At 72.9% G+C, this 26,090-nt stretch carries 18 protein-coding genes; 3 read left to right on the forward strand and 15 right to left on the reverse strand.

What is annotated here, in order from left to right; translation table 11 throughout:
• Nucleotides 1-121: 121 nt before the first annotated feature.
• From ACIRD8_RS15165 to ACIRD8_RS15230, 14 genes are all read right to left on the reverse strand, one after another.
• Nucleotides 122-1,561, reverse strand: a complete 1,440-nt coding sequence (locus ACIRD8_RS15165) for an FHA domain-containing protein (RefSeq protein WP_403990513.1) — start codon at nt 1,559-1,561, stop codon at nt 122-124.
• Nucleotides 1,562-1,672: 111 nt separating this feature from the next.
• A complete protein-coding gene (locus ACIRD8_RS15170; protein WP_403990516.1) occupies nt 1,673-3,034 on the reverse strand; it encodes a VWA domain-containing protein in 1,362 nt (453 codons plus the stop codon).
• Between the two features lie 154 nt (nt 3,035-3,188).
• On the reverse strand, nt 3,189-4,559 hold the full coding sequence (locus tag ACIRD8_RS15175) for a PP2C family serine/threonine-protein phosphatase (RefSeq protein WP_403990519.1): 1,371 nt from the start codon (nt 4,557-4,559) through the stop codon (nt 3,189-3,191).
• Between the two features lie 2 nt (nt 4,560-4,561).
• Nucleotides 4,562-7,300, reverse strand: coding sequence for a tetratricopeptide repeat protein (locus tag ACIRD8_RS15180; RefSeq protein WP_403990522.1), 2,739 nt, complete (start codon nt 7,298-7,300; stop codon nt 4,562-4,564).
• The gene (locus ACIRD8_RS15185) at nt 7,297-8,634 is read right to left on the reverse strand and encodes a hypothetical protein (RefSeq protein ID WP_403990524.1); all 1,338 of its coding nucleotides are present in this window, start codon (nt 8,632-8,634) and stop codon (nt 7,297-7,299) included. Before ACIRD8_RS15185 ends, ACIRD8_RS15180 begins: the two co-directional genes overlap by 4 nt.
• A gap of 47 nt (nt 8,635-8,681) precedes the next feature.
• Nucleotides 8,682-9,716 (reverse strand): glutamate ABC transporter substrate-binding protein, encoded by a 1,035-nt coding sequence (locus tag ACIRD8_RS15190; protein WP_403990527.1) that lies wholly within the window; start codon nt 9,714-9,716, stop codon nt 8,682-8,684.
• An 11-nt stretch (nt 9,717-9,727) separates the two neighbouring features.
• Nucleotides 9,728-11,116, reverse strand: coding sequence for a hypothetical protein (locus ACIRD8_RS15195; protein WP_403990530.1), 1,389 nt, complete (start codon nt 11,114-11,116; stop codon nt 9,728-9,730).
• 306 nt (nt 11,117-11,422) lie between these two features.
• On the reverse strand, nt 11,423-12,391 hold the full coding sequence (locus ACIRD8_RS15200; RefSeq protein WP_403990533.1) for an N-acetylglucosamine kinase: 969 nt from the start codon (nt 12,389-12,391) through the stop codon (nt 11,423-11,425).
• Complete coding sequence (locus ACIRD8_RS15205; RefSeq protein ID WP_403990536.1) at nt 12,382-13,647, reverse strand: 6-phospho-beta-glucosidase; 1,266 nt, start codon at nt 13,645-13,647, stop codon at nt 12,382-12,384. Before ACIRD8_RS15205 ends, ACIRD8_RS15200 begins: the two co-directional genes overlap by 10 nt.
• 5 nt (nt 13,648-13,652) lie before the next feature.
• Nucleotides 13,653-14,555: a carbohydrate ABC transporter permease gene (locus ACIRD8_RS15210; RefSeq protein WP_403990539.1), complete on the reverse strand. Its 903-nt coding sequence runs from the start codon at nt 14,553-14,555 to the stop codon at nt 13,653-13,655.
• 1 nt (nt 14,556) lies between these two features.
• Complete coding sequence (locus tag ACIRD8_RS15215; protein WP_403990542.1) at nt 14,557-15,555, reverse strand: carbohydrate ABC transporter permease; 999 nt, start codon at nt 15,553-15,555, stop codon at nt 14,557-14,559.
• 11 nt (nt 15,556-15,566) lie between these two features.
• A complete protein-coding gene (locus ACIRD8_RS15220; protein WP_403990545.1) occupies nt 15,567-16,907 on the reverse strand; it encodes an ABC transporter substrate-binding protein in 1,341 nt (446 codons plus the stop codon).
• Between the two features lie 136 nt (nt 16,908-17,043).
• Nucleotides 17,044-18,204, reverse strand: coding sequence for an ROK family transcriptional regulator (locus ACIRD8_RS15225; RefSeq protein WP_403990548.1), 1,161 nt, complete (start codon nt 18,202-18,204; stop codon nt 17,044-17,046).
• Nucleotides 18,205-18,351: 147 nt separating this feature from the next.
• Nucleotides 18,352-19,416 carry a mechanosensitive ion channel family protein gene (locus ACIRD8_RS15230; protein WP_403990551.1) on the reverse strand — a complete coding sequence of 355 codons (1,065 nt, stop codon included), beginning with the start codon at nt 19,414-19,416 and terminating at the stop codon, nt 18,352-18,354.
• Nucleotides 19,417-19,734: 318 nt separating this feature from the next.
• Between ACIRD8_RS15230 and ACIRD8_RS15235 the strand changes: the two genes are divergently transcribed.
• Nucleotides 19,735-20,271 carry an HNH endonuclease gene (locus tag ACIRD8_RS15235; RefSeq protein ID WP_403990554.1) on the forward strand — a complete coding sequence of 179 codons (537 nt, stop codon included), beginning with the start codon at nt 19,735-19,737 and terminating at the stop codon, nt 20,269-20,271.
• A gap of 20 nt (nt 20,272-20,291) precedes the next feature.
• Here ACIRD8_RS15235 and ACIRD8_RS15240 read toward each other — a convergent pair whose 3' ends face one another.
• On the reverse strand, nt 20,292-23,291 hold the full coding sequence (locus tag ACIRD8_RS15240) for a beta-N-acetylglucosaminidase domain-containing protein (RefSeq protein ID WP_403990557.1): 3,000 nt from the start codon (nt 23,289-23,291) through the stop codon (nt 20,292-20,294).
• 326 nt (nt 23,292-23,617) lie between these two features.
• Here ACIRD8_RS15240 and ACIRD8_RS15245 point away from each other — a divergent pair, with 326 nt between their 5' ends.
• Together ACIRD8_RS15245 and malQ are read left to right on the forward strand one after the other, a co-directional pair.
• Nucleotides 23,618-23,932, forward strand: coding sequence for a hypothetical protein (locus ACIRD8_RS15245; RefSeq protein WP_403990560.1), 315 nt, complete (start codon nt 23,618-23,620; stop codon nt 23,930-23,932).
• Nucleotides 23,933-26,086 (forward strand): 4-alpha-glucanotransferase, encoded by a 2,154-nt coding sequence (malQ, locus tag ACIRD8_RS15250; RefSeq protein WP_403990563.1) that lies wholly within the window; start codon nt 23,933-23,935, stop codon nt 26,084-26,086. It begins immediately after the preceding gene.
• The last annotated feature ends 4 nt before the right edge of the window (nt 26,087-26,090 follow it).

Below are 26,090 nucleotides of genomic sequence, written 5' to 3' on the forward strand. Positions count from 1 at the left end.
TGCTTGTCGCGGGTGTGCCCTTCCGGGGGGCCGGGGTAAATGTCGCCCCCCCGCCCCCCCCCCCCCCCCGGGGGGGGGCCCCGCCCCCCCCCCCCCCCCCCCCCCGGCCGGAGCGTGCGGTTCAGTCGCGGCGGACCGTGATCGTCGTCCAGGCACCCACGTGCACCTGGTCGCCGTCCTGGAGCGGGACGGGGACGTAGGGCTGGATCGGGTCCTCGGCGCCGTTCAGCGTGGTGCCGTTGGTGGAGTTCTGGTCGACGACCGCCCAGGTGCCGTCCGGCTGCTGTACCAGCACCGCGTGCTGGTGCGAGACGCCCGGGTCCTCCGGCGGTACGGCGAGATCGATGTCGGGGGACTCGCCGGTGCTGTGCCGGCGGCGGCCGATGGTGATCTGGTTGCCGGTGAGCGGAAGGTGCTGCTCCGGGGAGTACGCGGGCAGGTTGAGCCCCGTCGCCTCGGGGCCGCTGCGCTGCATCATCGCCAGGAAGTAGTCACGGTCCGGGCCGATGACGGCCGTCCAGCTGCCCGGCCCCTGGTCCCCGCCGCCCTGGGCGGGGCCCTGGCCGGGGAACTGCTGCTGCGGAGGCTGGGGCGCCTGCGGTGTACGAGGCACCAGCGGCGGATGGGGCGTCTGCGGGCCCTGCTGGAATGCCTGCGGAGGCTGCTGCTGCGAGGGCGGCGGCAGCATCCAGTCGTCGTCCCCACCGGTCCCCGGGGCCTGCGGCCGCTGGGGCGCGGGCGGCGCGGACTGCTGCTGGAACGACGGCGGGGGAGGCGGCCCCTGCCGCTGCGGCTCGAACGGCGACGGCGGGCCACCCTGACCGGGACCCTGGGGGCCGCCGGGCCCCTGCGGGCTCTGCCCCTGCGGACCGGGACCCTGCTGGCCCGGGACCTGCTGGCCCGGCCGCTGCGGCTCGAACGGCGAAGGCTGCTGACCAGGGCCAGGGCCCTGCTGGCCAGGACCCTGCGGACCGGGACCCGGCCGGCCGGGACCCGGCTGACCCGGCTGTCCCTGCGACTCGAACGGGGACGGCGACTGCTGCTGGAACGACGGCGGAGGCGGCGGCCCCTGCTGGAAGGACGGCGGGGGCGGCGGCGGACCGGGGCGGCTGCCCTGCTCCGGCGAGAGCGGCTCGGCCGGCCGGTTCATCTGCGAAGGCCGGGAACCCTGGTACTCGAACGGGTCCCGCTGCTGCTGCGGCGGCGGGCCCTGCTGCGCCTGGAAGCCGGGCGGCAGATTCAGGCCGGGAGCCGGACCCCCGGCACCGCCCTGCGGAGCCAGCGGGGTGTACGACGTCGCCGTGTTCGTGAGGAAGTTCCAGCGGCACTCCTCGCAGTACGGCGCCATCGCCTCACGCGGCGTGCGGCACTGCGGGCAGAGCTCGGCCTGGGCGGTCGGCCCTCCGGAGCCGGGGCCCGGGTAGCCGTAACCGGGCGCGGGCGGCGGGGGAGGCGGCGGCGGGACCGCGCCCGTGGGCGCGCCCGTCCCGGCCATGCGGTGTCCGCAGACCTCGCACCAGTCCTCGGAACCCGACTGGTGTCCGTTCGGGCAGGTCGGCATGTCGGCGCTTCCCCCTCTCCTCGTCCGGCCCGGAGGCCGCCATGCTTGTCGGTGCACCGTCCGGTCGGCCGGAAGGGCCTCCGTACGGCTGCGTTCCTGTCGTTCGTGTCGCTATTTCTTGACGCGAACTGTCTTGGTCGAGCGCGTTTCGAGTGTCATCTCGTCCGCTTCCGCGACCCTCGCTTTCAGTCGCACAGTACCGGTCGCCGCGTCGACGACGTCGACCACCTTCGAAAGCAGTTTCGCAGTATCCGCGTTTCCGGAGGCCGACGCGAGCTGCACCGCACGGCCCAGTTTGGCCGTCGCGCCGTCGAAGTCTCCCGATTTACGCGCATCCAGCCCCTGCTGGATGACTTGCGCCAGTTCCGCCTGTCCCGTGTAGTGCGCCACCTGGGGGTTGATCGACGTGGACGCGGCCATGTCGTCGGTCCACACGGCCCGTACGAGACCCTGCGAAAGGGTCTGCGGGGCGCCGCCGCCGGACGGGGGCGGCAGGATCAGCGAGACCCGGGCCGCCAGCATCTCCTGGCCGATCCCGGCCTCCGGAACCCTGACGCACACGTGGTAGTCCCGGGATTCGTCGCCCCAGGAGCCGGTCGGATAGTCGCCGGCGCGCGGCCCCGCCTCGGTGCGGCGGCCGGTCAGGTCGGCGACCGTGGGAGCCACCTGCTTGACGAACACGATCTCCACACCGACGGGCGTCCAGAGCCGCAGGACCACGTCCGCGACCTCCTTGCCCATCGCGTTCTCCATCATCCGTGTGAAGTCCGCGGCGAGGCCCGCCGGATCGGCGACTATGTCCGCCGTGCCGAGCAGGGCGGAGGCGATCGCTGTGACCTCTTTCACCTCCCAGTCGGTGCCGACACCTCGCGCGTCACAGGTGAACCGGCCCGCACAGGAGTCCAGAGCGGCCCGCAGATCCTCCGGGGACTCGTGCTCGTTGCGCCCGTCGGTCAGCAGGATGCCGTGCCGGATGTCGACCTCGGCGGCCCCGAGCAGCCGGTCGGCCAGCCGCAGCCAGGTCCCGATCGCGGTGCCCCCGCCCGAGCTCAGCCGGCGCAGCGCCTCCTTCGCCTGGGCCTTGGTCCCCGGGTCGGCCGTCGCCAGCCGCCCGTTGCCCGGATACACGTCCTTGGCCACGTGCGTCCCCGCGATCACGGCGAACCGGGTGCCGTCCCGCAGGGTGTCGATGGCCGCAGCCGTCGCGTCACGCGCGTTGCGCATCTTCGTCGGCGGGTACTCCATCGAGCCCGAACAGTCGACCATGAGCACCACGGCGGCGGCCGGCGCCTGCCCCGGGAGGCGCGCGGGTGCCGGGGCACCGTCGGCGAGCGGCACCCCGCCGGTCGTTCCCCCGCCCGTGGACGTGACGGTGACGATCGCGTTGACGTCACGACCGCCCTCGGGCAGGTAGGCGTTCTGGTACACCTCGACGGAGAACTGCGGCACGCTGGACTTGGAGAAGTTGGCCATCTGATCGGCTCCTTGAGGCTCCACGTATGTCAGACGAAGACAGAGAACGGGTGTGCGGACGGAGTTCAGGGCGTAGGGCGCCGGCGCGGGACGCGGGGGCGTACAGACAGGGCAGGGCGGAGCGCCGGCCGGGCGCCGGCGCTCCGGACGCGGCTCAGGCCGATCCTGCCCCTGGTGCCGTCACGGCGAACGGCAGCAGCGCCACTGTTACGTTGTCGTGGCCCCCGCCGTCGAGCGCGTGACCGACCAGCACCTGGGCCCCGTGCAACGGCCGTTCGTACGCATCGGGCGGCACGGCCGCGGCCATCTCGTCGGCCCCCTCCGCGTAGTTCCACAGACCGTCGGTGCAGACCACCACCAGGCCGGACCGGTCGGGCTTGAAGGACGCGGTGTGCGGCTCCAGTTCGTACGCGTCGGCGCCGAGCCAGCCCGTGATCGCGTGGGCGCGCTCGTCGGCGTACGCCTCCGCCTCGTTCATCAGGCCGGCCGCCACCATCTGCGCGGCCCAGGAGTCGTCCTCCGTGAGCCGGGCCGAGGCGTGGGCGCGGTCCGCGGGGACCCAGTAGACACGGCTGTCGCCGACCCAGCCGACGACCAGCAGACCGCTCGCCATGATCGCGCCGACCAGGGTGCATGCCGGGGCGTTCTGATGGCGGTGCTGATCGTGCTCCAGCGCCTGACCCGGTTCCTGGGCCAGCGCGTTGACCGCCTCGGACGCGGCCAGGATCGCCTCGTGCATCGCCTGCTGCGGGTGCGTGCCGCGCGGCAGCGACTCCAGCAGCGCCTCGTTGGCGGCGCTCGCCGCGGCGGCCGACGCCTCGTCGGGGCGGCTCGCCGACGAGACGCCGTCGCACACGATGGCGACGACGGCCGGTGAGCCGTCCGGCAGGGCCGTGGTGGACACCGCGAACGCGTCCTCGTTGCGGTGGTGGCGCAGGCCACGGTCACTGACCGCGGCCACCGAGCCGAGCTCCTGCTCCATGTGGTCGCGCTCGCGGGGCTGCGCGTGGCCGCAGTTCTCGCAGTAGCCGTCGGTGTCCACCCGGCCCGAGCGGCAGGCCACGCAGATCTTGGCGCCCACCGCCACTCCACCGGCGGTCGCGTGCTCGGCGGTACGGGGATCGGGGGCGGCCAGTTCGAAATCGCCCGACGCGCTGTCCGGACCGCCCTGAGGGGCGGCCTCGGGGGCGTCCGGCTCGTCGTAGCGGACCGCCGTCCCCTCCGCGGTGGGCAGGGGCTTGCCGCCCGAGTCCACGCCCGGCAGGTCGGCCGGCCGGTGCGTCGGCGCGGGGACGTCGGCGCTGTCCGTCACGGAGGCGGGAGGCCATTCCACCGGACCGCCGGCGGCAGCCGCCCCCGCGCCCTGCGCGGGCACCGTGATGGCGACCGTCGGACGGTCACCCGGCGGCGTCGGCACGGCCGAGAGGTCGTACCCGCACGCTCCGCAGAACAGGTCGCCCGGCTCCAGCGGTTCCTCGCAGCTGGGGCACCCCGGCAAGGAGGCCTGCTGGTGGATCTGTGACATCTTCACACCCAGGTCCGGGGGCGGAAACGGTTGGCCCGCTCCACCAGTTCGATCCTCTCGTCGCCCCGCTGCGCGAGCCGGGCGAGCATCCTGTACGAGCGTTCGAGGCCGAACCTGAGGCCCCGCTCGTCCAGCTCGCTGCCCAGCACCGTCCTCGGGCCCGCTGCCGCGGGAGAGGGCGGAGCCGCCGGCCGATCCGTGGGACTACCGGAGAGTACCCAGTCAAGTGCCGTACCCAGAACCTCGGTCGACAACTGCTCACGTCTCACCGCGTCCAGGCCGTAGCCCTGCAGCGCCGTCACCTGGTCCGCGGCGGCGGACAGATCGTCGATCAGCGGCTCGTGCGGGGCCCGCTCACGCAGCCGGGCCCGCACCGCGGCGACCCGGGCCGCCGTGTAGTGGATCGACGACTCCGGTACGGACTCCAGGGTGCGCACCGCCGCCCCCCGGTCACCTGCGGCGATCTGCACCCGGGCCAGCCCGAACGCCGAGCTCACGAAGCTCGGGTCCGTCGCCCACACCAGGCGGTAGTACTCCGCGGCGTTGTCCAGCTGCCCCAGCACCTCCGCGCAGACACCCAGCGCGAGCTTCGGCGCGGGCTCTCCAGGGAAGGCGTCGTAGACCGCGTCGAAGGACAGTGCGGCGTTCTCGTTGTCACCGGTCACCAGCGAGGTGATCCCGCGGTACCAGACCACCCGCCAGTCGTCCGGATGCTGGGTCTCCACCGACGTCAGCGCCCGTACGGCGGAGTCGAGTTCGCTCATCTCCAGACGGGCCCGCAGCTCCCGCAGCCGGGTCTCCAGCGAGGCCGCGGGCACCGAGTGCAGGGCCGCGACCAGCTCCGCGGGCGCCGACGCCATCACCCCGGCGAGGAAACCGGCGTTGGGGTCGTTCGGGTCGACCCGGGGCACCGGCAGGGCCAGCGAGGTCGCCCGCGCGTCGAACGCGGCCAGCCGGGGACCGGCACCCGGGTACACGGCGGGGAGCGCACCGGGGCCCTGGACCGGCGCGCGCGGAGCCGGAACGGCCGCCGGAGGCTGCGCATACGCCACCGCGCCGCTTCCGGTGCCGCCCCGGACATGGGTGTCGGGCGCGTACAGCGGACCGGCGCCGGGCGGCGCGGCCTGCGGTGCGGGGGCGACGGGCGGGGCGGCCGTCAGGGACGGGGCCGGGAGCGTGGCCGCGGGGACGGCCGCTGCCGCCCGCCGGCGCCCGAAGCGTCCCGTGCCGCCCGCCGGGCCCGTACGGACGCCGAGCCGCGACACCTCGCCGGTCAGCTCAGCGAACAACGCCGTGTCCGTCACACGCAGTTCCGTACCGAACAGGGTCGAGAGCGCCGGGCGAGGACGCCCCGTCTGCAGGGCGACCACCTCCCGCAGCACACCCGTCAGCTGCTCCGCCATCTCCGCGGCCGACGAGAACCGGCGGGCCGGATCCGGGTCCGTGGCCCGCACCAGCAGCCGGTAGAACGACTCGTACCTCCGGAAGACCTCGATGTTGTCCGGGTCGGGGAGCGAGTCCACGAAGACGTTCGTGTACCCCTGGAAGTCGAACGTCAGCACCGCGAGCGTCCGCGCGACCGTGTAGAGGTCGGAGGCGACGGACGGGCCGACCTCGGCCACCTCGGGCGCCTGGTAGCCGACGGTGCCGTAGATGGCCGACTCGCCGTCGTCCATCCTGCGCACCGCGCCCATGTCGATGAGCTTGAGCTGGTCCTCGGTCTGGATCGCGTTGTCGACCTTGAAGTCGCAGTACAGCACGTTGCGGCTGTGCAGGTGGCCGAGCGCCTCCAGCGCCTCGATCCCGTACGCGCAGGCCTGCTCCACCGGCAGCGGGTCCCGCTTCCCGGCCGGGGTGCGGCGCTCGTTGGCGATCTCCTTGAGCGACTTCCCGCCGACGTACTCCATCACGATGTAGCCGTCGAGCGAACCGGTGCGCTGGTCCAGGTGCTCCACGAAGTTGTAGATGCGGACGATGTTGGAGTGCTCGATCTCCGCGAGGAAGCGCCGCTCGGAGATGGCCGCGGCCATGGCGTCCTGGTCCCCGGTGTCGAGGAGGCCCTTGAGGACCACCCAGCGGTCCGAGACCGCCCGGTCCACCGCGAGATAGACCCAGCCGAGTCCGCCGTGCGCCAGGCAGCCCGCCACCTCGTACTGCCCGTGCACGATGTCGCCGCCGCGCAGCTTGGGCACGAAGGAGTAGGGGTGCCCGCACTTGGTGCAGAACCCCTCCGTACGGCCCGGGCGCTCCCCACGGGCCCGGCCCACCGGCGCGCCGCAGTCGGAGCGCGAGCAGAACCGCTTCCGCTCGGGGACCTCGGGATTCTCCATCACCGCCGTCTGCGGGTCGGGCCGCGGCACGTCCGGGACGAGCACCAGGCCCGCGCCCAGCCTGCCGCGCCCGGACGAGGAACCCGTCGAGACGCCCGAGGAGCGCACCGACACCGAGCGGGACGTGGAGCTTCCGGACAGCGAGCGGGAGAGCCGCCCGGAGACCGAACGCCGTGAGGTGGACGAACGGGAAGAGGAGCGCGCGGACGCCTGCGAACCGGTCCGCTGCGAAGTGCTGCTGCTGCCCCGGCCGCCCCCCCTGCCGCCGCCCGCGATGCCGGTGGGCGGTGAACTCACCATGCCCGTCGGCGACACGACCGGCGCGAGGCCGCAGGTGTCGCAGTACAGCTCGCCGCCGCCCATGTCCTCGTAGGCGCCCTCGCATGTGGGGCGCTGGCACTCCGTACTCACGATGTCTCCCCCTGTCCGCCGTGCTCGCCACGGGGGCGCGGTGTCAGCAGATCCGTGGCGGCCCGCTGGTAGCGCAGCACCGCCTGTTCGGCGACGCGCAGATCGCACGGTGCGCTCCACAGCATCCGGCGGGCCGCGTCGTACCGCTCGATCAGGAGCGGGTCCTCGGCCAGCCCGTGCCGGGCCACCTTCGCCTTGTAGGCGTCGAGCCTGCCGCGCAGCTCCGCACGGACCGCGAGCGGCGCCGTCACGGACGTCAGCGACTCCCGGGCGCGCAGCAGTTCGTCCTCGGCCTCCCGCTCCAGCGAGTCCAGCAGTGGCGACAGCCGGTTCCACTGGGCGTGCCTGCGGTATTCGGAGGCGGCGGCCAGCCGCTCCTGCAGGGCGGTCGGCGGGCCGCTGACGGCGGGCACCTCCGAGGCGGCGATCTTCGCCAGCACCTCGCCGCGCGCGGAACGGGCCTCCGAGAGCGTACGGTCCGCGCGGGACAGGACGTCACGCAGCTGGACCAGGCGCTGTTCGGCGTCCTGCCGGACCGCGAGCACCGCCTCGATCTCCCGCCGTACGTCCTCCAGGGCGCGGGCCGCCCGGTCGTAGCGCGCGGTGTCGGGGCGCCCGCCGCCGGGCGCCGCGCTGCCGGGGCCGGGCAGCCAGAACGCCAGGGGGTCGGAGATCACCTGCACCCGCAGGGTGGTCAGCTCCTCGGTGATCGCCTCCAGGTCGTCCCCGGCGGGGTGCTCCCCGGGGCGTACGCCGACGGAGTGCGCCAGCGAGCGTGTACGGCGCAGCTCCGCGGCGAGCAGGTCTATCCGGGCGGGCAGCGCCGACCACACGGAGTCCGCGGTGACGACCATGTCCAGCGAACGGGCGTACAGGTCGTTCATCCGGGCGACCAGCTCCTCCAGCGTGAACCGCTCGGAGAGCCTGGCCGGACCACCGGTGGAGGGGCCCGAGCTGACAGCCCCCGGGTTCGCGACGGTCACGCTGTCGCCGCGCAGCACGTCGGTCAGGGCCACCAGGTCGTCCTTGCCGGGGTAGCGGCGCCCGGCACGGATCTCCCGGGCCCTGGCGAGCGCCGCCGCGTAGGCGTCGAAGTACCCCCACAGCAGGGTGATCGACTGCTCGGCCGCGGCCCAGCGTTCCTTGGTGACACCGGTCAGATCGGCGCCCTCCAGGAGCCGGCGGCCGGCGTGGTCCTGCAGGGCGAGGAGCGAGGTCTCGATGGCCTCGTGCTCCGCTCCGAGCCGGGCCAGCGCACGGTCCGCCTCGTCCCGGTCCATGACCGGGCCGGGGGGCCTCCCCGTGAAGCCGGGGAAGGATCCCGCCACGCCCATCGACCACCTCTCCGTATCTGCCGCCGGGCCCGAGGGCCCGGACGATTTCAGTTGCTCCGGTACTTGGGCGCCGGGGGCCCCTCGATGCCGGGCAGCCCCTCCTCCAGCCAGGCGCGGTACGACGTCATCCAGGGGCTCCCCGCACCGCCCTGGCGGTACTCGGCCAGCACCTGGTTGACCCGGGCCACCAGGTCGTCGGCGCCGAGCTTCGCGGCGACGCCGTAGTACTCGGTGGTGAACGGCCCGTCGCCCTTCAGCTCCACCGCCGGGTCCTGGGCCGCCTGTCCGGCCGCCAGCGCGTTGTCCGTGACCACCGCGTCGACCTCGCCGAGCTGCAGCCGCACCAGGCAGTCCAGCTGGTTGGGGACCGTCAGCTGGTCCTCGTCCTGCGCGGTGCCGTCGTGGGCGTCCTTGAAGACCGCGCCGAAGGAGTTCGCCGCCAGCGCGTCGTACGCCGTCGAGCCCTCCGCCGTGCAGACCCGCTTGCCCTTGAGCGACGCGTCGTAGCCGTCGATCGTGGACTCCTTGGGCGCCAGGACCTGCTGGCCGGCCTGGAAGTAGGCCGTCGAGAACGCGACCTGTTCGGCACGCTTGCAGTTGATCGTCATCGTGCGCACGACGACGTCGACCTTGTCGTGCTCCAGCGCGGCGATGCGCTGGTTGGTGGGGATGGCACGGAAGATCACCGCGTCGCGGTCGCCGAGGATGTCCTCCGCGATGGCCCGCACGAGGTCGATGTCGAAGCCTTCGAGCGTCCCGGCCTCGGGGTTGCGGTAACCCCACTGGAAGCTGTTCTGGTCGACACCGGCTATCAGCTTGCCGCGCTCCCTGATCTTCCTGATGTTCGGGCCGTCGTCCTTCGACGCCGGCAGGCTCGCCTCCGGGTCCTTGCACTCCTCGGCCTTCACGGGCACCGCGGAGGTGGCGCCCTGGCCGGAGCTCTGCCCGCCCAGCGTCCCGCCGCTGTGCGCCAGCGGCAGCAGGGTGAGCGAGGCCGTGACGGCACAGGCCACCGCCATGCCTGTCACACCGCCCCAGCCGCGCAGTCCGCCGCGCGCGGCCCAGCCTTTCGCCCTGGTCATCCCTCGTCCCCTCACCGGTACTCCGAGAGCCTGCGGTTGACGCCGGCTATCGCGGCGACCGCACCCAGTACGGCGAGGACGGCGGCCCCGGCCGGCAGCCCGCCCAGCGCCCCGCGGCCGTCCTCGGCCGCCGTGTCGAACTGGTCCTGTTCATGGGCGAGGGCCAGCTCCAGCGCGTCGTCGACCTTCTCGAAGGACTCGCCCGTGGACTTCTCCGGACCGATGATCTGCGCCAGCGCACTGTCGTAGTCACCCCGGTCGTCCGTCTCCCTGGCCTTCTTGTGGCGGTCCTGCCACTCGGACACGCTGTTGACGGCTGCCTCCACCGGGGCGCGGCCCGCGGACTCGCCGGCGAGCTCCACCGCGCTCTCCAGCTCTGCGCCGAGCGCCTTCATGCCCGTGCCGTAGTCGGTCTCGTACTGGTCCTGCGTGCCGTCCGGGGTCAGGACCGCGCCGCGGGCGACCAGCGTGAGGTTCTCGTTGGCGCGTGCCTTCAGCGAGTTGATCCGGGCCTTGTTCAGGACGTCGAGTGACTGCTGCCCGTTCACCATCGCACCATGCAGCTCCGCCCTGGCGACCGTGTGCCCCACCGCCAGCCAGAGCAGCACCACCGTGGCCGCGGCCGTCGCCGCGAGCAGCCCGTGGTTGAAGACGCGGTTCGTCCGGCGGTAGTTGCGCCGCTGTATCCACACCAGCGCGGCCAGCGCCACGACCCCGGCACCCAGCGAGAGGAAGGGCCACCGCCGGGCGTCGGCCGAGTCGGTGGAGAGCCGGCCGGTCTCCGCCGTGTACAGCCGCTCGGCTGCCGGGAGGATTTCGTTCGTCATCTTCTGGTTGGCGTACCGGAGGTAGGCGCCGCCGAGCGGCAGCCCCTGCCGGTTGTTGGCCCTGGCCCGCTCGATCAGGCCGGTGTACTCGGGAAGCAGCTCGCCCAGGGTGGTGATCTCCTGGTGCGACGAGGACGAGGGGTCGGTGCTCCCCGCGGCCTTCACCAGCAGCCGGGAGGCCTCCTTGATGTCCTTCTCGTACTGCTCGTGCACGTCCTTCGGCTCCTGGGCACCGGCCAGGAAGCCGCTCGCCGCCATCGTGTCCGCGTCGGCCAGCGAACGGTAGATGCTCGCGGCGTCCGCGCTCAGCGGCTGACTGCGGTTCACCACGTCGTCGGCGGACGAGGCCCGCCCGGAGACCTCCAGGACGGTGACCGCCCCGAACACCATGACCAGCAGGGCCAGTGCGGCACCGATGATCTGCAGCCTGCCCGGCTCGGTCGTCGCGGCGGCGCGCAGCCGCTCGACGGCCACGGACGGGGCGCCACGGCGCTGCGCCGGCACGGTCACGGGCGCGGACGCCTGGTCCGGCCCGGGCTCCCGCAGCGCGGCCCCGCTCGGCGGGTATGTCACGTGACCTCCCCCTCGGTCATGACGACGGCCCGGGCCCCCCGGCCGATCGGGGGACGACTCGTCCTGGCCAGAAGTATGGCCCCAGGGGCCGCAGTCCACCAGGAATGCCCGGATCCCGTACCGTCACGCGTATTCGATCAGGCTGAGCGCCGGCGATCAAGGCGATCGGCCGGGCGGGCCCCTGAGCAGCCTGGTCTCCCCGTCAATTCCCCCCACCATGAACACGTTCGGGACAGCTGATCGGTTCCCGTACGCGAAGGGCGCCCCGCGCGGCACCGCCGCGGGACGCCCTGCCCCCCTGGGTCCTCAGGCGTACTGCGCGCGCAGCCTGGTCTGCGCCTCCGGAGCGGCGCCCGTGTGGTCCAGCCCCAGGAGCGCCGCGCCCAGCACCGGGGCAGCCGAGACGACCCGGACCACCGCCTTCGGGGCGCGTACGGCGAGGAGTTCGGCGATCCGCTCGTCCAGGGCCGGGTGACGGGCCGCCAGCACGCTGCCGCCCAGCACCACCGGAACCTCCTCCTCCAGCAGGCCGAGCCGGGTCAGCGCGACCGAGGCCATCGCCACGACCTCCTCGCCGAGCCGGTCCACCAGGCCGCGCGCGACCGGGTCGCCGGCCGCGCCGGTGGAGAACAGCACGGGCGTCAGCTCGTGCCGGCGGGCGTACGGGATGTGGCCCAGGTGCAGCGCCTCGATCAGCGCGTACATCGAGGAGAGCCCGAAGTGGCCCGGCAGGGTCCGCGCCAGTTCCGTCGGCTCACCGCGGCCGTCCTCGGCCCTCGCCGCGAACCACAGCGCCTCCTCCGCAAGACCCGAACCACCGCCCCAGTCACCGGAGATGCGGCCGATCGCGGGGAACCGGGCGGTCACCCCGTCCGGGCGCATGCCGACGCAGTTGATCCCCGCGCCGCACACCACAGCCACGCCCCGGGGCTCGTCGACCCCCGCGCGCAGTATCGCGAAGGTGTCGTTGCGCACCTCCACGGTGGCGCCCCAGCCCCGGCCCTCCAGCGCCTGGGCCAACTCCCGTTCCTCGACCGGGAGATCCGCGTTGGCGAGACAGGCCGCCACATGGTCGACGCCGTCCACCCCGGCCTGCGCGAGGGCGGGCCGTACCGCCTCCGCCAGCCCGTCGACGGCCGTGCCGATCCCGACGACCGGCGGCTGGAAACCGCCCCCGCGCCCGGTGCCGAGGACCGTCCCGTCGGCGCCGATCACGGCCACGTCGGTCTTGCTGTTGCCCGCGTCGATCGCGAGCACATGTGCGGTCAGGCCCACGCCAGGTGCTCCCGGTTGTGCGCGATCAGCTTGTCGGTGAGCGCCTCGGCGTACTCGAACTGGCCGACCAGCGGGTTGGCCAGCAGCGCCTTGAACACCCGGTCGCGGCCGCCGCGCAGCGCGGCGTCCAGGGCCAGGTCCTCGTACGCGGTGACGTGCCCGATCAGCCCGGCGAACAGCGGGTCCAGTGCCGGCACGGCCAGCGGGGTCGCGCCCGTGCCGTCGACCCGGGCCTGCACCTCGATCACGGCGTCGTCCGGCAGGAACGGCAGCGTCCCCTTGTTGTACGTGTTGACCACCTGCACCGCGGAGCCGCCCCCGCCGAGCAGGGAGGAGGCCAGGTCGACGGCCGCCTCCGAGTAGAAGGCACCGCCCCGCTTGCCCAGCAGCGCGGGCTTCTCGTCCAGGGCCGGGTCCCCGTACATCTCCAGGAGTTCCTTCTCCATCGCGGCGACCTCCGCCGCGCGGGACGGCTTCGTGCCGAGCTCCCGTACGACCTCGTCGTGCGCGTAGAAGTACCGCAGGTAGTACGAGGGGACCACGCCGAGCCGGTCGACGATCTGCCGGGGCATGCGCAGGTCGCCCGCGATCTTCTCGCCGTGCTCAGCCAGCAGCTTCGGCAGGACGTCCTCGCCGTCCGGGCCGCCGAGGCGCACCCCGAGCTCCCAGGTCAGGTGGTTGAGCCCGACATGGTCGAGGTGGACCTCGGAGGGCGTCACGTCGAGCAGCGCGGCGAACTTGCGCTGGAAGCCGATCGCCACGTTGCACAGCCCGACGGCCTTGTGCCCGGCCTGGAGCAGCGCCCGGGTGACGATGCCGACGGGGTTGGTGAAGTCGATGATCCAGGCGTCGGGGTTGGTACGGCGCACCCGCTCGGCGATGTCGAGGACGACCGGGACGGTACGGAGCGCCTTGGCGAGGCCGCCGGCCCCGGTGGTCTCCTGGCCGACGCAGCCGCATTCGAGCGGCCAGGTCTCGTCCTGGTTGCGGGCGGCCTGCCCGCCGACGCGGAGCTGGAGCAGCACCGCGTCGGCGCCGGCGACCCCGGCGTCCAGGTCGGAGGTGGTGACGATCCGGCCCGGGTGGCCCTGCTTGGCGAAGATCCGCCGCGCCAGGCCGCCGACCAGCTCCAGCCGGTCGGCCGCCGGGTCGACGAGCACGAGCTCCTCGACCGGCAGGGTGTCCCGCAGCCTCGCGAAACCGTCGATCAGTTCGGGGGTGTAGGTGGACCCGCCGCCAACTACTGCGAGCTTCATGCTTCTCAGCCCTTTACTCCGGTGAGGGTGACGCCTTCTACGAAGGCCTTCTGTGCGAAGAAGAACACGATGATGACCGGCGCCATGACGAGCAGGGTCGCGGCCATCGTCAGGTTCCAGTTGACCGCGTGGGCGCTCTTGAAGGACTCCAGGCCGTAGCTCAGGGTCCAGGCGCCCGGGTTCTGCGCGGCGTAGATCTGCGGGCCGAAGTAGTCGTTCCAGCAGTAGAAGAACTGGAAGAGCGCGATGGCCGCGATGCCCGGCTTCGCCATCGGTACGACGATCTTGAGCAGGGTGCGGAACTCACCGCATCCGTCGACCTTCGCCGACTCGATGTACTCCTGCGGAATGGTGAGCAGGAACTGCCGCAGCAGGAAGATCGAGTAGGCGTCGCCGAACGCCATGGGGATGATCAGCGGCCAGAGCGAGCCCGCCAGGTGGAACTGCTGGGCCCACACCAGGTACATCGGGATGATGATGACCTGAGGCGGCAGCATCATGGTGGAGATGACCAGGATCATCGCCGTACGCCGCCCACGGAAGCGGAACTTGGCGAGCGCGTAGGCGACCGGCACCGACGAGCACACGGTGAACACGGTGCCCAGCAGCGCGTACATCAGCGAGTTGCGCCACCAGCCGAGGAACCCCGGGGTGTGGAAGACCGTCGAGTAGTTCGACCAGTTCCAGGAGTCCGGCCACAGATCGCCGCTCATCGCCTGGTCGTCGCTCATCACCGAGGTGAGGAGGACGAAGACGAACGGCAGGACGAAGAACAGGGCGAGCGCGACGGCCACGGAGTGGACCGCGATCCAGTTCAGGACGCGCTTACGGCGGTGCCGCGCGGCGTCGGCGCCGCTCGGGCGGCTCGCCACGGCGGTGTCCGGCCCGGTCAGGGTGGTGGTGGTCATCTCAGTCCTCCGCCGGGATGAGGCCGACGCTCTTGCGCATCAGCAGAAGGGTGACGGCCATGGCGATGGCGAAGAGCACGAGCGAGAGGACGCACGCGGCGCCGGTGTTGAAGTTCTGGAAGCCCATCGAGTACACGAGCTGCGGCACGGTCAGGGTGGAGTGGTCCGGATAGCCGGGCTGGATCACCGTGCCCGGGCCGATGGAGACGCCGGAGGCGAGCTTCCCCGCGACGAGGGCCTGCGTGTAGTACTGCATCGTCTGCACGACGCCGGTGACGACGGCGAACAGCACGATCGGGGTGATGGCCGGCCAGGTGACGTAGCGGAACTTCGCCCAGGAGCCCGCGCCGTCGAGGTCGGCGGCCTCGTACTGCTCCTTCGGCACGTCCAGCAGCGAGGCCATGAAGATGACCATCAGGTCGCCGATGCCCCACAGGGAGAGCAGCACCAGCGAGGGCTTCGACCAGTTCGGGTCGTTGAACCAGCTCGGGCCGTGCAGACCGACCCAGGAGAGGATCTCGTTGACCGGTCCGGTCGACGGGTTGAGCAGGAAGACGAAGGCGACCGTGGCCGCGACCGGCGGGGCCAGGTACGGGATGTAGAAGGCCGTACGGAACAGTCCGACGCCCGTCTTGATCTTGGTGATCAGCAGGCCGATGCCGAGGCCGAACACCACGCGCAGCGCGACCATCACGACGACCAGCCACAGCGTGTTCCACAGGGCCGGCCCGAACAGCGGCATCTGCTCCAGCACGTACCGCCAGTTCCGCAGCCCCACGAAGGTGGGCGCCTTGATCTGGTTGTAGTGCATGAAGGAGAAGTAGACGGTCGCGATCAGCGGGTAGCCGAAGAAGACCGAGAAGCCGACCAGCCAGGGCGAGAGGAACCCCAGGGTGCGCAGCCGCTCGCGGTTCCGCTTGCGCCGCAGGGGGGAGTTGCGGGGGGCCGGTTCGGTCGCCCGCCCGGCGGACTTCGCCGAGGTGGAGAGGGACAGTGCCATGACTCGGCTCCTCAGTTTTCCGACTGGAGGTTGTCGGCGTCGATCTGCTCGTCGAGTTTCTTCAGCGCCCCGTGCAGGTCCTTGGTCCTGCCCGCTTCGACGGACTGCGAGAAGTCGATGAGCGAAGTGATGTACTGACCGCCGTTGTTGGAGGGCGGAACCGCCTGGCTGTGCGGGTTCTGCGCGATCTTGATGAAGGCGCGGAAGGCGGGATCGGCGGCCAGGTCGGGTGACTTGAGCGCGTCGAAGGTGGACGGCACGTTGTGGATGGCGTTGGCGAAGCGGACGACCGGCTCGGTGTCGAGCGTCAGGTACTTCACCAGCTCCCACGCGGCGTTCTGGTGCCGGCTGCTGTGCGCGATGCCGGCCACGGTGCCGGTCAGATAGCCGCGTCCGTAGGTGTCGGCCTGGTCGTCGGGGACCGGCAGCGGGGCGACGCCCCAGTCGAAGTCGGCCTTGGCCTCGTCGAGCATCAGCCCGCGCCACTCACCGTCCAGGTGCATGGCGAGCTTGCCGGTCAAAAAGCCGTTCTGGGACGACATCTCGTCCCCGAAGGTGGCCCGGAGCCGCTCCATGGCGTGGTAGCCGCCCTGTGCGTCGGAGAGTGAGCGCATGGCGGTGAAGAACTGCTCGGTCTTCGGCTCGTCGGCGAGCTTCGCCTTGCCGTCCGAGTCGAAGCACTCGGGGCCCCACTGCGCGAACATCCGGTCGGGGGAGTTCTGGTAGAGCTGGAAGTTCGGCATGAAGCCGACGCGTTCGAGCGAGCCGTCCTTCTTCTTCCGCGTCAGCTTGACCGCGTCGGCCTTCATCTCGGACATGGTGTGCGGCGGGCGGTCGATGCCGGCCTCCGCGAAGGCGTCCTTGTTGTAGTACATGCCGAAGGCGTCGGCGAGCAGGGGGTTCGCGCACTGCACGCCCTCGTAGCTCGTGTAGTCCAGCAGGGTCTTAGGGAAGACCTTCGTCTTGTCGATCCCGCTCTTCTCGAAGAACGGGTCGAGATCCGCCCACATGCCGGAGGAGCAGTACTGGCCGACGTTGTTGGTGGTGAACGAGGTGACGACATCGGGGGCGTCGCCGCCGCCGGACCGCAGCGCCTGGTTGATCGTCTCGTCGCTCACATTGCCGGTGGAGACGACGTCGATGTTCGGGTGCAGCTTCTCGAACCGGGCGATGTTCTCGTTGATCGCCTTGACCTCGCCGGGCGCCGACCAGCCGTGCCAGAACTTCAGCGTGACGGGTTTCGTGGGGTCGTCGGTGTTGCTGCCGGTGCTCGGATTGGCGCAGCCGGACAGCAGCAACGCGGCTGCTCCGAGCGCCAGGGGCACGCGGGTACGAATGCGCCGTAGCGCCATGGCGGACTTCCTCTGCAGGGAGAAGGGACGGGCGGTGGGGGGTGCGGCCCGGAACCGGGGTGCCGGGGGCTCATCGGGCATGGGGGTGCCGTACGGGCCACCGGGTACGGGCGGCACGGCAGGGCGTCGGGGTGGTTCAGGCGGTATCGAAGACGCTGTCGCGGGCCTGGGAGAGCGCGGTCCGCAGCGCACCCGTCAGGATCGGGTCACCCTTGATGTCGCTGATGCGGAGCAGGGGTCTGGGCAGGGCCAGACCGGTCATCTCGGCCTCCACCCGCCTGCGGAGCTCCTCCCCGCCGGCCTGGGCCACGAGGCCGGAGAGGACGACCAGTTCGGGATCGATCACGGCGACCACCGAGGCGAGGCCGGTGGCCAGTCTGCGGGCGACCTCGGCGCACACGGCCTCGTCGGCGAGGGCTTCGGCCGGCGGCCTGCCCCCGGCCAGGTCGCGTACGGCGGGGGAGGAGACCTGGCTCTGGAAGCCGCCCCCCGCGTCGGGTCCCGCCCAGTCGGCCGCGCCGCCCCGGGCCAGCGGGGCGCCGGGCAGCGGCATGTAGCCGATCTCCCCGGCGCCACCGGTGGCGCCGCGCAGGAGGGTGCCGTTCAGTACGATCGCGGCGCCGACGCCCTCGTCGAGCCAGGCCAGCACGAAGTGGTCGTGGTCCTGCGCGGCGCCCTCGTACTGCTCGGCGACGGCGGCGAGGTTCACGTCGTTCTCTATGACGACCGGCCTGCCGACCACCTCGGCGAGGTCGGCGAGCAGGGTGCGGGAGTGCCAGCCGGGCAGATGGGGCGCGTAACGCAGCTGCCCGGTGTGCGGGTCGATCGCGCCCGGGGTGCCCACCACCACGGCGGCCAGGTCGTCATGGCCGAGGCCGGTCGGACGCAGGGCGCCGTCCACGGCCTCGGCGACGAGCTGGGCGGTGCGGTGCCGTACGTCCTCCGCGACCGCGTCGGCCTCCACCCGGCAGGAGCCGACCACCGTGCCGGTGATGTCGGCGACCACGGCGTCGATCCCGGTGGGCCCGACGGAGAGCGCCGCGACATGGGCGGAGGCCGGGTTGATCTCGTACAGCACGGCGTTCGGCCCTGGGCGCCCGCTCTGGCTGCCCGTCGAGCGGACCAGGCCCGCTTCCTCCAGGCGTGCCAGCAGCTGGGAGGCGGTGGGCTTGGAGAGCCCGGTCAGCTCGCCGATGCGCGTACGGGTGAGGGGGCCCTGGGTGACCAGGAGGTCGAGCGCGGCCCGGTCGTTCATGGCGCGCAGAACGCTGGGGGTGCCTGGTGTGGTTCCGGCCATGAGCGACGCGCCTGCCTCTGTTAGGAAACTTTCCTATCGGTGAGAGGAAGGTATGGCGGCGTCACCGGGGCGTCAATGGGAAGCGCCCCCGAGGCAACCAAAGCGTTACCTGCGGGGGCGCCGTACGCACCGGCCGTCCTTCGCCGGTTACTTCGTGAGGTTGGCCGGCGGTATCGGGGTCGCCGCCAGTGACTGCGGAGACGTCGCCGACGCGTACGCCGAGGGGGCCGCCATGGCCGCCGTCGGGTCGGCGGCGGACTCCCCGTCCGTCTGGAGGGGGACGGTGCCGATCATCCGGATGCCGGCGGCGTCCAGCGCCAGCTTGATGCGCCAGCGCAGCTCGCGCTCGACCGCAAGCGACTTGCCGGGCATGGTCTTGGCCGTGACCCGCAGCGTCATCGAGTCGAGCAGCACCGCGTCCAGGCCGAGGACGTCCACCGGCCCCCACAACCGCTCCGACCAGGGCTCTTCCTTGGTCATGGTCTCGCCCGCCCCGGCGATCGCCTTGCGGACCAGCTCCAGGTCCTCCACCGGGCGGACCGTGACGTCGACACCGGCGGTGGACCAGCCCTGGCTGAGGTTGCCGATCCGCTTCACCTCGCCGTTGCGGACGTACCAGATCTCACCGTTGTCACCGCGCAGCTTCGTGACGCGCAGGCCGACCTCGATGACCTCGCCGGAGGCGACACCCGCGTCGATCTGGTCGCCGACGCCGTACTGGTCCTCCAGGATCATGAAGACGCCGGAGAGGAAGTCGGTGACGAGGTTGCGCGCGCCGAAGCCCAGCGCCACACCGGCGACCCCCGCGGAGGCCAGCAGCGGGGCCAGATTGATCTGGAACGCGCCCAGGATCATCAGGGCCGCGGTGCCGAGGATCAGGAACGACGTCACCGAGCGGAGCACGGAACCGATGGCCTCGGAGCGCTGGCGGCGGCGTTCCGCGTTGACCAGCAGGCCGCCGAGCGCCGTTCCCTCCACCGCCTGGGCGCTGCGGTTCATCCGGTCGATGAGGTTGGTCAGGGCGCGCCGGATCAGGTAGCGCAGCACGATCGCGATGGCCGCGATGAGGACGATACGGAGACCGGTGTTCAGCCAGGTGGACCAGTTCTCCTCGACCCAGCCTGCGGCGTTCCCGGCCCGCTCGGCGGCTTCGTCCAGCGAGCCTGCGGCCCCGGGTGACGGAGCCGCGGCCAGGAGGGCGGACAGGGACACGGCGGGGACCTCCAGATGGGGCGACAGCAGACCAACCACAGTAACGAAGCCGGGGGAGTGGTTCGTTGCCGCCGAGGGGGGAGAGACACGTCTCACCCGGGGATACCCCGTGTGTGGCCGACCCCACAGCGGGGCCGGCCGCCCTGCTGAAGTGCCTGTTCCGGTGTGTCCGGGCCGTGCGCGGGGCCGGGCGGTGAGAAAAATCCCTCCGGCCCGTTACCCGCACGTGGTGGCGCTCGGACCAGGCATGAGGAGAGACTGAGATCGGATCGTCCCGGCGCGAGCCACGCGTCGCCGGCGTACAAGGAGGCATCCACCGTGCCGCACGTCCTGGTTCTCAACGCTTCGTACGAGCCGCTCGGCGTCGTACCGCTCCGCCGCGCACTCGTCCTCGTCCTCGAGAACAAGGCCATCTGCCTCGAGGAATCCGGCGCCTTCATGCACAGTGCCACCCGTGCCGTGCCCGCGCCCAGTGTCGTCCGCCTCAAGCGGTTCGTACGGGTGCCCTACCGGGGGCCCGTCCCGCTCACCCGCCGGGCGCTGTTCGCCAGGGACGGCGGACGCTGCATGTACTGCGGGGCCGCCGCGACCAGCGTCGACCACGTCATCCCGCGCAGCCGCGGCGGACAGCACGCCTGGGACAACGTGGTGGCGGCCTGCCGCCGCTGCAACCACGTCAAGGCGGACCGCCATCTGCCCGAGCTGGGCTGGCGGCTGCACCACCCGCCGGCGCCGCCCAGCGGTCTCGCCTGGCGGATCATCGGGACGGGGCACCGGGATCCGCGCTGGCTGCCCTATTTGCAGCCGTTCGGCGCGGACGACGTGATGGCCCGGATCGACGGCGTTTCCGCCTGAGCTACCGGGCCTTCGGTGTCTCAGGGCGCGTCCTGGTCCTTCCCGGTGACGGCGTAGGCCTCGACCGACCAGAGCGAGTAGCCGTACTCGGTGGCCCGGGCGTCGCCCTGGACCCTGATGAAGCGGGTGTCCCCGGCGTCCATCCGGACCGACTCGCGCCCGCCCCGGCTGTCCCGGACGGTCGCCGCCGTACGCCAGGTGCTGCCGTCCGAGGAGACCCGCACGCGGTAGCGGGAGGCGTGGGCGTCCTGCCAGCGCAGCACGACCTGGCCCAGCCGGACCGGCCGGTCCAGCTCGGCCTGCCACCACGCGTCGTCCTCGACGGGTGAGGACCAGCGGGTCGCGGGGTCGCCGTCCGAGGCGGCCGCCGCGGGGAAGTCCGGGGTCTCGTCACCGGACGAGGACGCCTTCGCCGTACGCACCAGATCGGGGCCCGAAGCCGGCGGGAAGGCCCGCACGGTCAGCGTGCTCTCCTCGCCCTCGAAGCGCAGCGGCACCTCGTACTCACCGGCCGGGGTGCCGTCGGGCACGGTGATGTCCACGGGGACATCGGTGCGCGAGCCGCCCGTCACCGTCGTCCGCTTCGGCACCTTCACCTCGATGCCCTCGGGCGCCTTCGCCTTCAGCCCGCCCTTCACCTCGCCGGGGCGCCCTCCGGACAGCCGCGCCTGGACACGCTGTGGACCGCCGCCGATCACGGCGTCCGTGCTGTCGTGGACGAGGTCGAGCCGGGCCGCAGGCTCGTCACCGAACCACGGGACGAGTGCCCGCACCTCGGGGGAGTCCCGGGGCGGCGGCACATCCGTGACCCCGGGGGCCGGCGGGCCCACGAGGACGGGACGCGCGGACGGGACGGTGACCCGCAGCGCGTCCGCCCGAAGCCCCTTCGCCGCCGTCTGCGTCCAGCCCGTCGCGGACAGGGGTCCGAGGCCGCGCCAGCCCACGCCCGGGACATGGGCCTCCAGGACCGCGTCCCCCGCCGCGTCACCCGGCCGGGCCAGCGTGGTGACCGCCTCCAGCGGGCGTGCGCGGCCGAGCCCGACCGTGTAGCCGTGGGCGTCCCGGGTTGCCGTCCCCGTGTCGCGGTCGGTGCCGTTCCAGGCGTCCGCCTCCCGGTCGACCCGGTCCAGGAACGGGTCCAGGACGCCCTTGCCGACCGTCGCCGTGCTCTTCCGGATCTCCTCGCGCAGGGGTTCGAGCGCCAGCTCTGCCCGCCAGGCGGCCGCCCCGTCGCCCCGCTCCTGCGCGAGCAGCAGATCGACGGCGAGCTCACCCGCCCTGCCGTACCGGGCCAGCTGCGCGGTCCACGGCGCCACCTCGTCCCGGAACCGGCCGCCGACGGGCGCCTCCAGCCGCTCCGGCGCCTGCCGCATCACGCCGAAGGCGGACCGCAGCTCGTGCGCCGCCCTGGCACGGCCCGCCCCGTCGGCTGCCGTGCGCGAGGCCCAGAACGCGGCCAGCAGCGGCCGGAGGTACGCGGACTCGTCGCCCCCCAGCACCGAGCCGGCGCTGTTGCCGGCCAGCGCGCCCAGGGCGGACCGGGCGGCGGTGTCCCCGTCCGCCAGGTCGTCCAGGGCCGCCTCCCACGACTCCTGGGGCCGGTACCCCTTCGGGTTCCAGGCGAAGTCGGCCGTCGTGAACAGCGGGACACGGGACGCCGAGGGCTGCTCCATGGCGTTGGCGAGCAGTCCCGCGGACCCGCCTGCCACCGCCGGGTCCCGGCCGGTGTACGGGCCGAGGAAGATCCGGTCCTGCGCGTAGTCGTTGACCGGGTAGTTGTCCATGGTGACCAGGGGATGGCGGAAGACCGCCCGGGCGTCCGCCAGCTCGCGGCCGGTGATCGTCCTCGGCACGACCCCGACCCCGGTCCAGGCCACCTGCACCCGGTCGTCCAGCTCCGCGGCGAGCGCCGTGCGGTAGTCGGTCGCGCCGTCCTGGTAGAACTCGGTCGGCATCACCGACAGCGGCTCCGCGCCGGGGTGCCGGTCGGCGAGGTGCCGGGCGACCGCGCTCGCGACCCGGGCCTGCGCCCTGGCCGCCGCCTCCGGCCCGCTGCCGAACGTCTCCGCGTCCAGGTCGCAGTGCCACTCGCTGTAGCTGACGTTCTGGAACTGCAGCTGGAAGGCCCGCACCCCCAGCGCCCACATCGCGTCGATCTTCCGGTTCAGCGCCCGCACGTCCTCGTCGGACGCCATGCACATCGCCTGCCCGGGCGAGACGGCCCAGCCGAGCGTGACGTGCTCGGCCCGTGCCTTTCCGGCCAGTGTGCGGAAGCCGGCGCGCTCGTCGGCGGGGTACGCCTCGCGCCAGCGGGACTGCCGGTAGGGGTCGTCGCCGGCCGCGTAGAGGTAGCGGTTCTGCTTCGTACGTCCCATGAATCCGAGCTGGGCGAGCCGCTCGTCGAGGGTCCACGGCTGCCCGTAGAAGCCCTCGGTCATCCCGCGCACGGCGGTACCCGGCCAGTCGCGGACCACGGCTCCGGCGACGGTGCCGTCCTTCACGAGCCCGCGCAGGGTCTGGACCCCGTGGAACAGGCCGTCCTCGCCGACGCCGTCCAGGGCGACCGTGGGCCGGCCGTCGGCCCTGCCCACGCCGAGGCGGTAGCCACCGGACGGCAGATCGGCGCGGTCGGGTGCGCGCAGGGCCCGCAGCGCCCGGCCCGCGTCGGTCCCGCCGAGCCGGATCACCGGCCCCCTGCCGGGCAGGGCGTCGTGCACCGTCCGTACGCCGGCGTCGCGCAGCAGCCCCCTGAGCGCGTCCACGGCGTACGGATCGGCTGTCGCGTCGGCGAGGAGGGTGACCTCGGTCCCCAGGGCGACGGCATGCCCGGAGGCCTTGAAGGACTGCGGCCGCGGCCAGACGGCGGGCAGCCGCGCGTCACCGGTGCGGTCCCGCGTGGCCGCGGCGGGGCCGGAGGGGGAGACGGGGGCCGCGAGGGCGGCCGGAGCGAACGGGCCGAGCAGCCCGCCGACCACGGCGACGGCCACGGCCGCCGCATGCTTACCGCGCCCGAACCGCACGCCGCGCTCCTTCGTCCTCGTCCCGGTCCCGTGTCCCGGTCCCGCCCCGGCAGTGACGTCCGAGCCCACCACCCGGGAGAAGGGGTGTCAACGCGCATGGCCGTATTGCACCGGTATGCCGACCGTGTCGCACGGTGTGGCGTCCGGGGGTTGGGGGAAGAGTCGCCGAGTGGCCGAAAACGGTCCATACCCGACGAGCCGGGGAACGAAGTGTGACCCACGGCACGTTGGGGTCGTTGTCATAACGCCTATGTCACGTCCACGCCTGCTCCCGCGCCCTCTGGGTAGGCCTGCTGTGTCCTGTTGTCCACGGCCAGGAGGCCAACATGCCCGCTTCCGCGCAGCTTCTGCTCTCCGCCCTCTCCAAACAGGTACCGAGCCCCATGGATCCCGATCCGCTGGCACACGACACATCCCCGACCTTCACCGCCCCTCCGATGATCAGTGAGCTGCCGCTCGCCGATGTCTCCCACCTGACCGGCGAGCCCGCGTTCGCCGACAGCGCCCCGCTCACCAGCGAGCCCCCGCTCGCCGACGCCACACCTCTCACGAGCGAGCCACCGCTCGCCGCCGTCGCCCCTTTGACCAGCGAGCCGACAGCACCCGGCACCGCAGGGGGCATGGAGTCCCCAGGAGTCTGAATGGGCTTGTCCCGGCTCGCCGCACTGCACGGCGTCGCCACCTCCTTCTCCCCGTCCGCGGATGTCACGGTGTCCGTCCCCGACGACACGGTCACGGCCGTGCTTGCCGCGCTGGGCGTCGACGCCGCCACTCCCGCGGAGGTACGGAGATCACTCGCCGCAGCCGAATCGGCGGCGGCCTCCCGACTGCTCCCGCCGACGGTGGTGGCCTGGTCGGGAGAGCCGCTGCCGGCCGCGCTCACCGCACTGCCGGCCGGTGCGCTCCTGACGGTCGACCCCGAGCCGGGGACCGCCGCGCCGTCGCCCCTGCGCATGCGGGTGCTCCCGTCGCCCGCCCCCGCCCCGGACACCCCGCGGACGCCCTCCTGGTGGACCGAACCGCCCCTGGGGGTCCACCGGCTGACCGTCCGTACGCCGGACCGCCGGTACGCGACCGCCACGCTCGTCGTCGCTCCGGACCGCGTACCCCAGCCGCCCGCCCGCACGCACGGCTTCCTCGTCCAGCTCTACTCGCTGCTGTCCGCCCGCTCCTGGGGCATGGGCGACCTCTCCGACCTGGCCGACCTCGCCGCCTGGGCGGGACGGACCCTGGGGAGCGGGTTCGTCCAGGTCAACCCGCTGCACGCCGCCGTACCGGGCAGCCCGACCGACCCGTCCCCGTACCGCCCCTCCTCGCGCCGCTTCCCCGACCCCGTCCATCTGCACATCGAGTCGATCCCGGAGTACGGCCATGTCGCCGAGCCCGGCAGGGCGGCCCTGGACGACCTGCGCCAGCAGGCCGAGGCCCTGCGTGAGGCCGTGCTGAACAAGGGCGCGCTGATCGACCGGGACGCCGTCTGGGCGCTCAAGAAGCAGGCCCTGGAGATCGTCCACGAGGTCCCCCTGACCCCCGGCCGCCGCGCCGCCTACTGCGACTTCCTCGCCGGACAGGGACAGGCCCTGGAGGACCACGCCCTGTGGTGCGCCCTGGCCGAGGTGCACGGCCCCCGGTGGCGCGACTGGCCCGAAGGGCTGCGGGCCCCCCGCTCCCCGCAGAGCACCCGGGCCCGCACCGAGCTGCTGGGCCGGGTCGACTTCCACTGCCGGCTCGCCTGGCTCACGGACACCCAGCTCGCCACCGCGCAGAGCGCCGCACGCGAGTCCGGGATGGCCGTCGGGATCGTCCACGACCTGGCCGTCGGCGTCCACCCCGACGGCGCCGACACCTGGGCCCAGCAGGACGCCTTCGCGCTCGGCATGTCCGTCGGCGCGCCCCCCGACGCCTTCAACGCCCACGGCCAGGACTGGGGACTGCCCCCCTGGCGCCCCGACGCCCTCGCGGCCTCCGGTTACGCCCCCTACCGCCACCTCCTGCGCGGTCTCCTCGCCCACGCGGGCGCCTTGCGCATCGACCACGTCATGGGCCTCTTCCGGCTCTGGTGGGTGCCCGAGGGGCGCCCGCCCACCGAGGGGGCGTACGTCGGCCAGGACGCCGAGGCGATGCTCGCCGTCCTCGTCCTGGAGGCGCACCGGGCCGGTGCCGTCGTCATAGGGGAGGACCTCGGCACCGTCGAGCCCGGTGTGCGCGAGGCGCTCGCCCGGCGCGGGGTGCTCGGCACCTCCGTGCTCTGGTTCGAGCGCGACTGGGGCGGCACCGGGCGGCCGCTCGCCCCCGAGAAGTGGCGCGAGGACTGCGTGGCCACGGCGACCACCCACGACCTGCCGTCCACCGCCGCCCGGCTGACGGGGGAGCATGTGACGCTCCGCCACCGGCTCGGGCTGCTCACCCGCGGCCTGGAGCAGGAACTGGCCGAGGACGCCGCCGACACCGCCGAGTGGCTGGCCTTCCTGGCCCGGCTCCGGCTGCTGCCCGAGGGGGACGGCGACGAGGAGGCTGCCGTCCGCGCCGTCCACCGCTTCCTGCGGCGCACCCCCGCCCGGATGGCCGGGGTCTGGCTCCCGGACACCGTGGGCGACCGCCGCCCGCAGAACCTCCCCGGGACCTGGGACCAGTACCCCAACTGGCGCCTGCCCATCGCCGATGCGGAGGGCCACCCCGTCACGCTGGAGGAGATCACCGCCTCACCCCGGCTGCACAGGCTCATGGCCGTCCTGGCGGAGGGCCCGGACGGTGCGGAGTCCCGTACGGCACCCCCGGGCGCGCGCCCCTCGTAGGCGT

It is taken from the genome of Streptomyces sp. NPDC102451, from assembly GCF_044765485.1.
Classification (GTDB): Bacteria; Actinomycetota; Actinomycetes; order Streptomycetales; family Streptomycetaceae; genus Streptomyces.

Coding starts and splice junctions, on each gene's coding strand:
- ACIRD8_RS15210 (WP_403990539.1), bottom strand. CDS start 14,555: ATGACCACCACCACCCTGACCGGGCCGGACACCGCCGTGGCGAGCCGC.
- ACIRD8_RS15190 (WP_403990527.1), bottom strand. CDS start 9,716: ATGACCAGGGCGAAAGGCTGGGCCGCGCGCGGCGGACTGCGCGGCTGG.
- ACIRD8_RS15225 (WP_403990548.1), bottom strand. CDS start 18,204: ATGGCCGGAACCACACCAGGCACCCCCAGCGTTCTGCGCGCCATGAAC.
- ACIRD8_RS15205 (WP_403990536.1), bottom strand. CDS start 13,647: ATGAAGCTCGCAGTAGTTGGCGGCGGGTCCACCTACACCCCCGAACTG.
- ACIRD8_RS15245 (WP_403990560.1), top strand. CDS start 23,618: ATGCCCGCTTCCGCGCAGCTTCTGCTCTCCGCCCTCTCCAAACAGGTA.
- ACIRD8_RS15185 (WP_403990524.1), bottom strand. CDS start 8,634: ATGGGCGTGGCGGGATCCTTCCCCGGCTTCACGGGGAGGCCCCCCGGC.
- ACIRD8_RS15175 (WP_403990519.1), bottom strand. CDS start 4,559: ATGTCACAGATCCACCAGCAGGCCTCCTTGCCGGGGTGCCCCAGCTGC.
- malQ (WP_403990563.1), top strand. CDS start 23,933: ATGGGCTTGTCCCGGCTCGCCGCACTGCACGGCGTCGCCACCTCCTTC.
- ACIRD8_RS15220 (WP_403990545.1), bottom strand. CDS start 16,907: ATGGCGCTACGGCGCATTCGTACCCGCGTGCCCCTGGCGCTCGGAGCA.
- ACIRD8_RS15170 (WP_403990516.1), bottom strand. CDS start 3,034: ATGGCCAACTTCTCCAAGTCCAGCGTGCCGCAGTTCTCCGTCGAGGTG.
- ACIRD8_RS15215 (WP_403990542.1), bottom strand. CDS start 15,555: ATGGCACTGTCCCTCTCCACCTCGGCGAAGTCCGCCGGGCGGGCGACC.
- ACIRD8_RS15165 (WP_403990513.1), bottom strand. CDS start 1,561: ATGCCGACCTGCCCGAACGGACACCAGTCGGGTTCCGAGGACTGGTGC.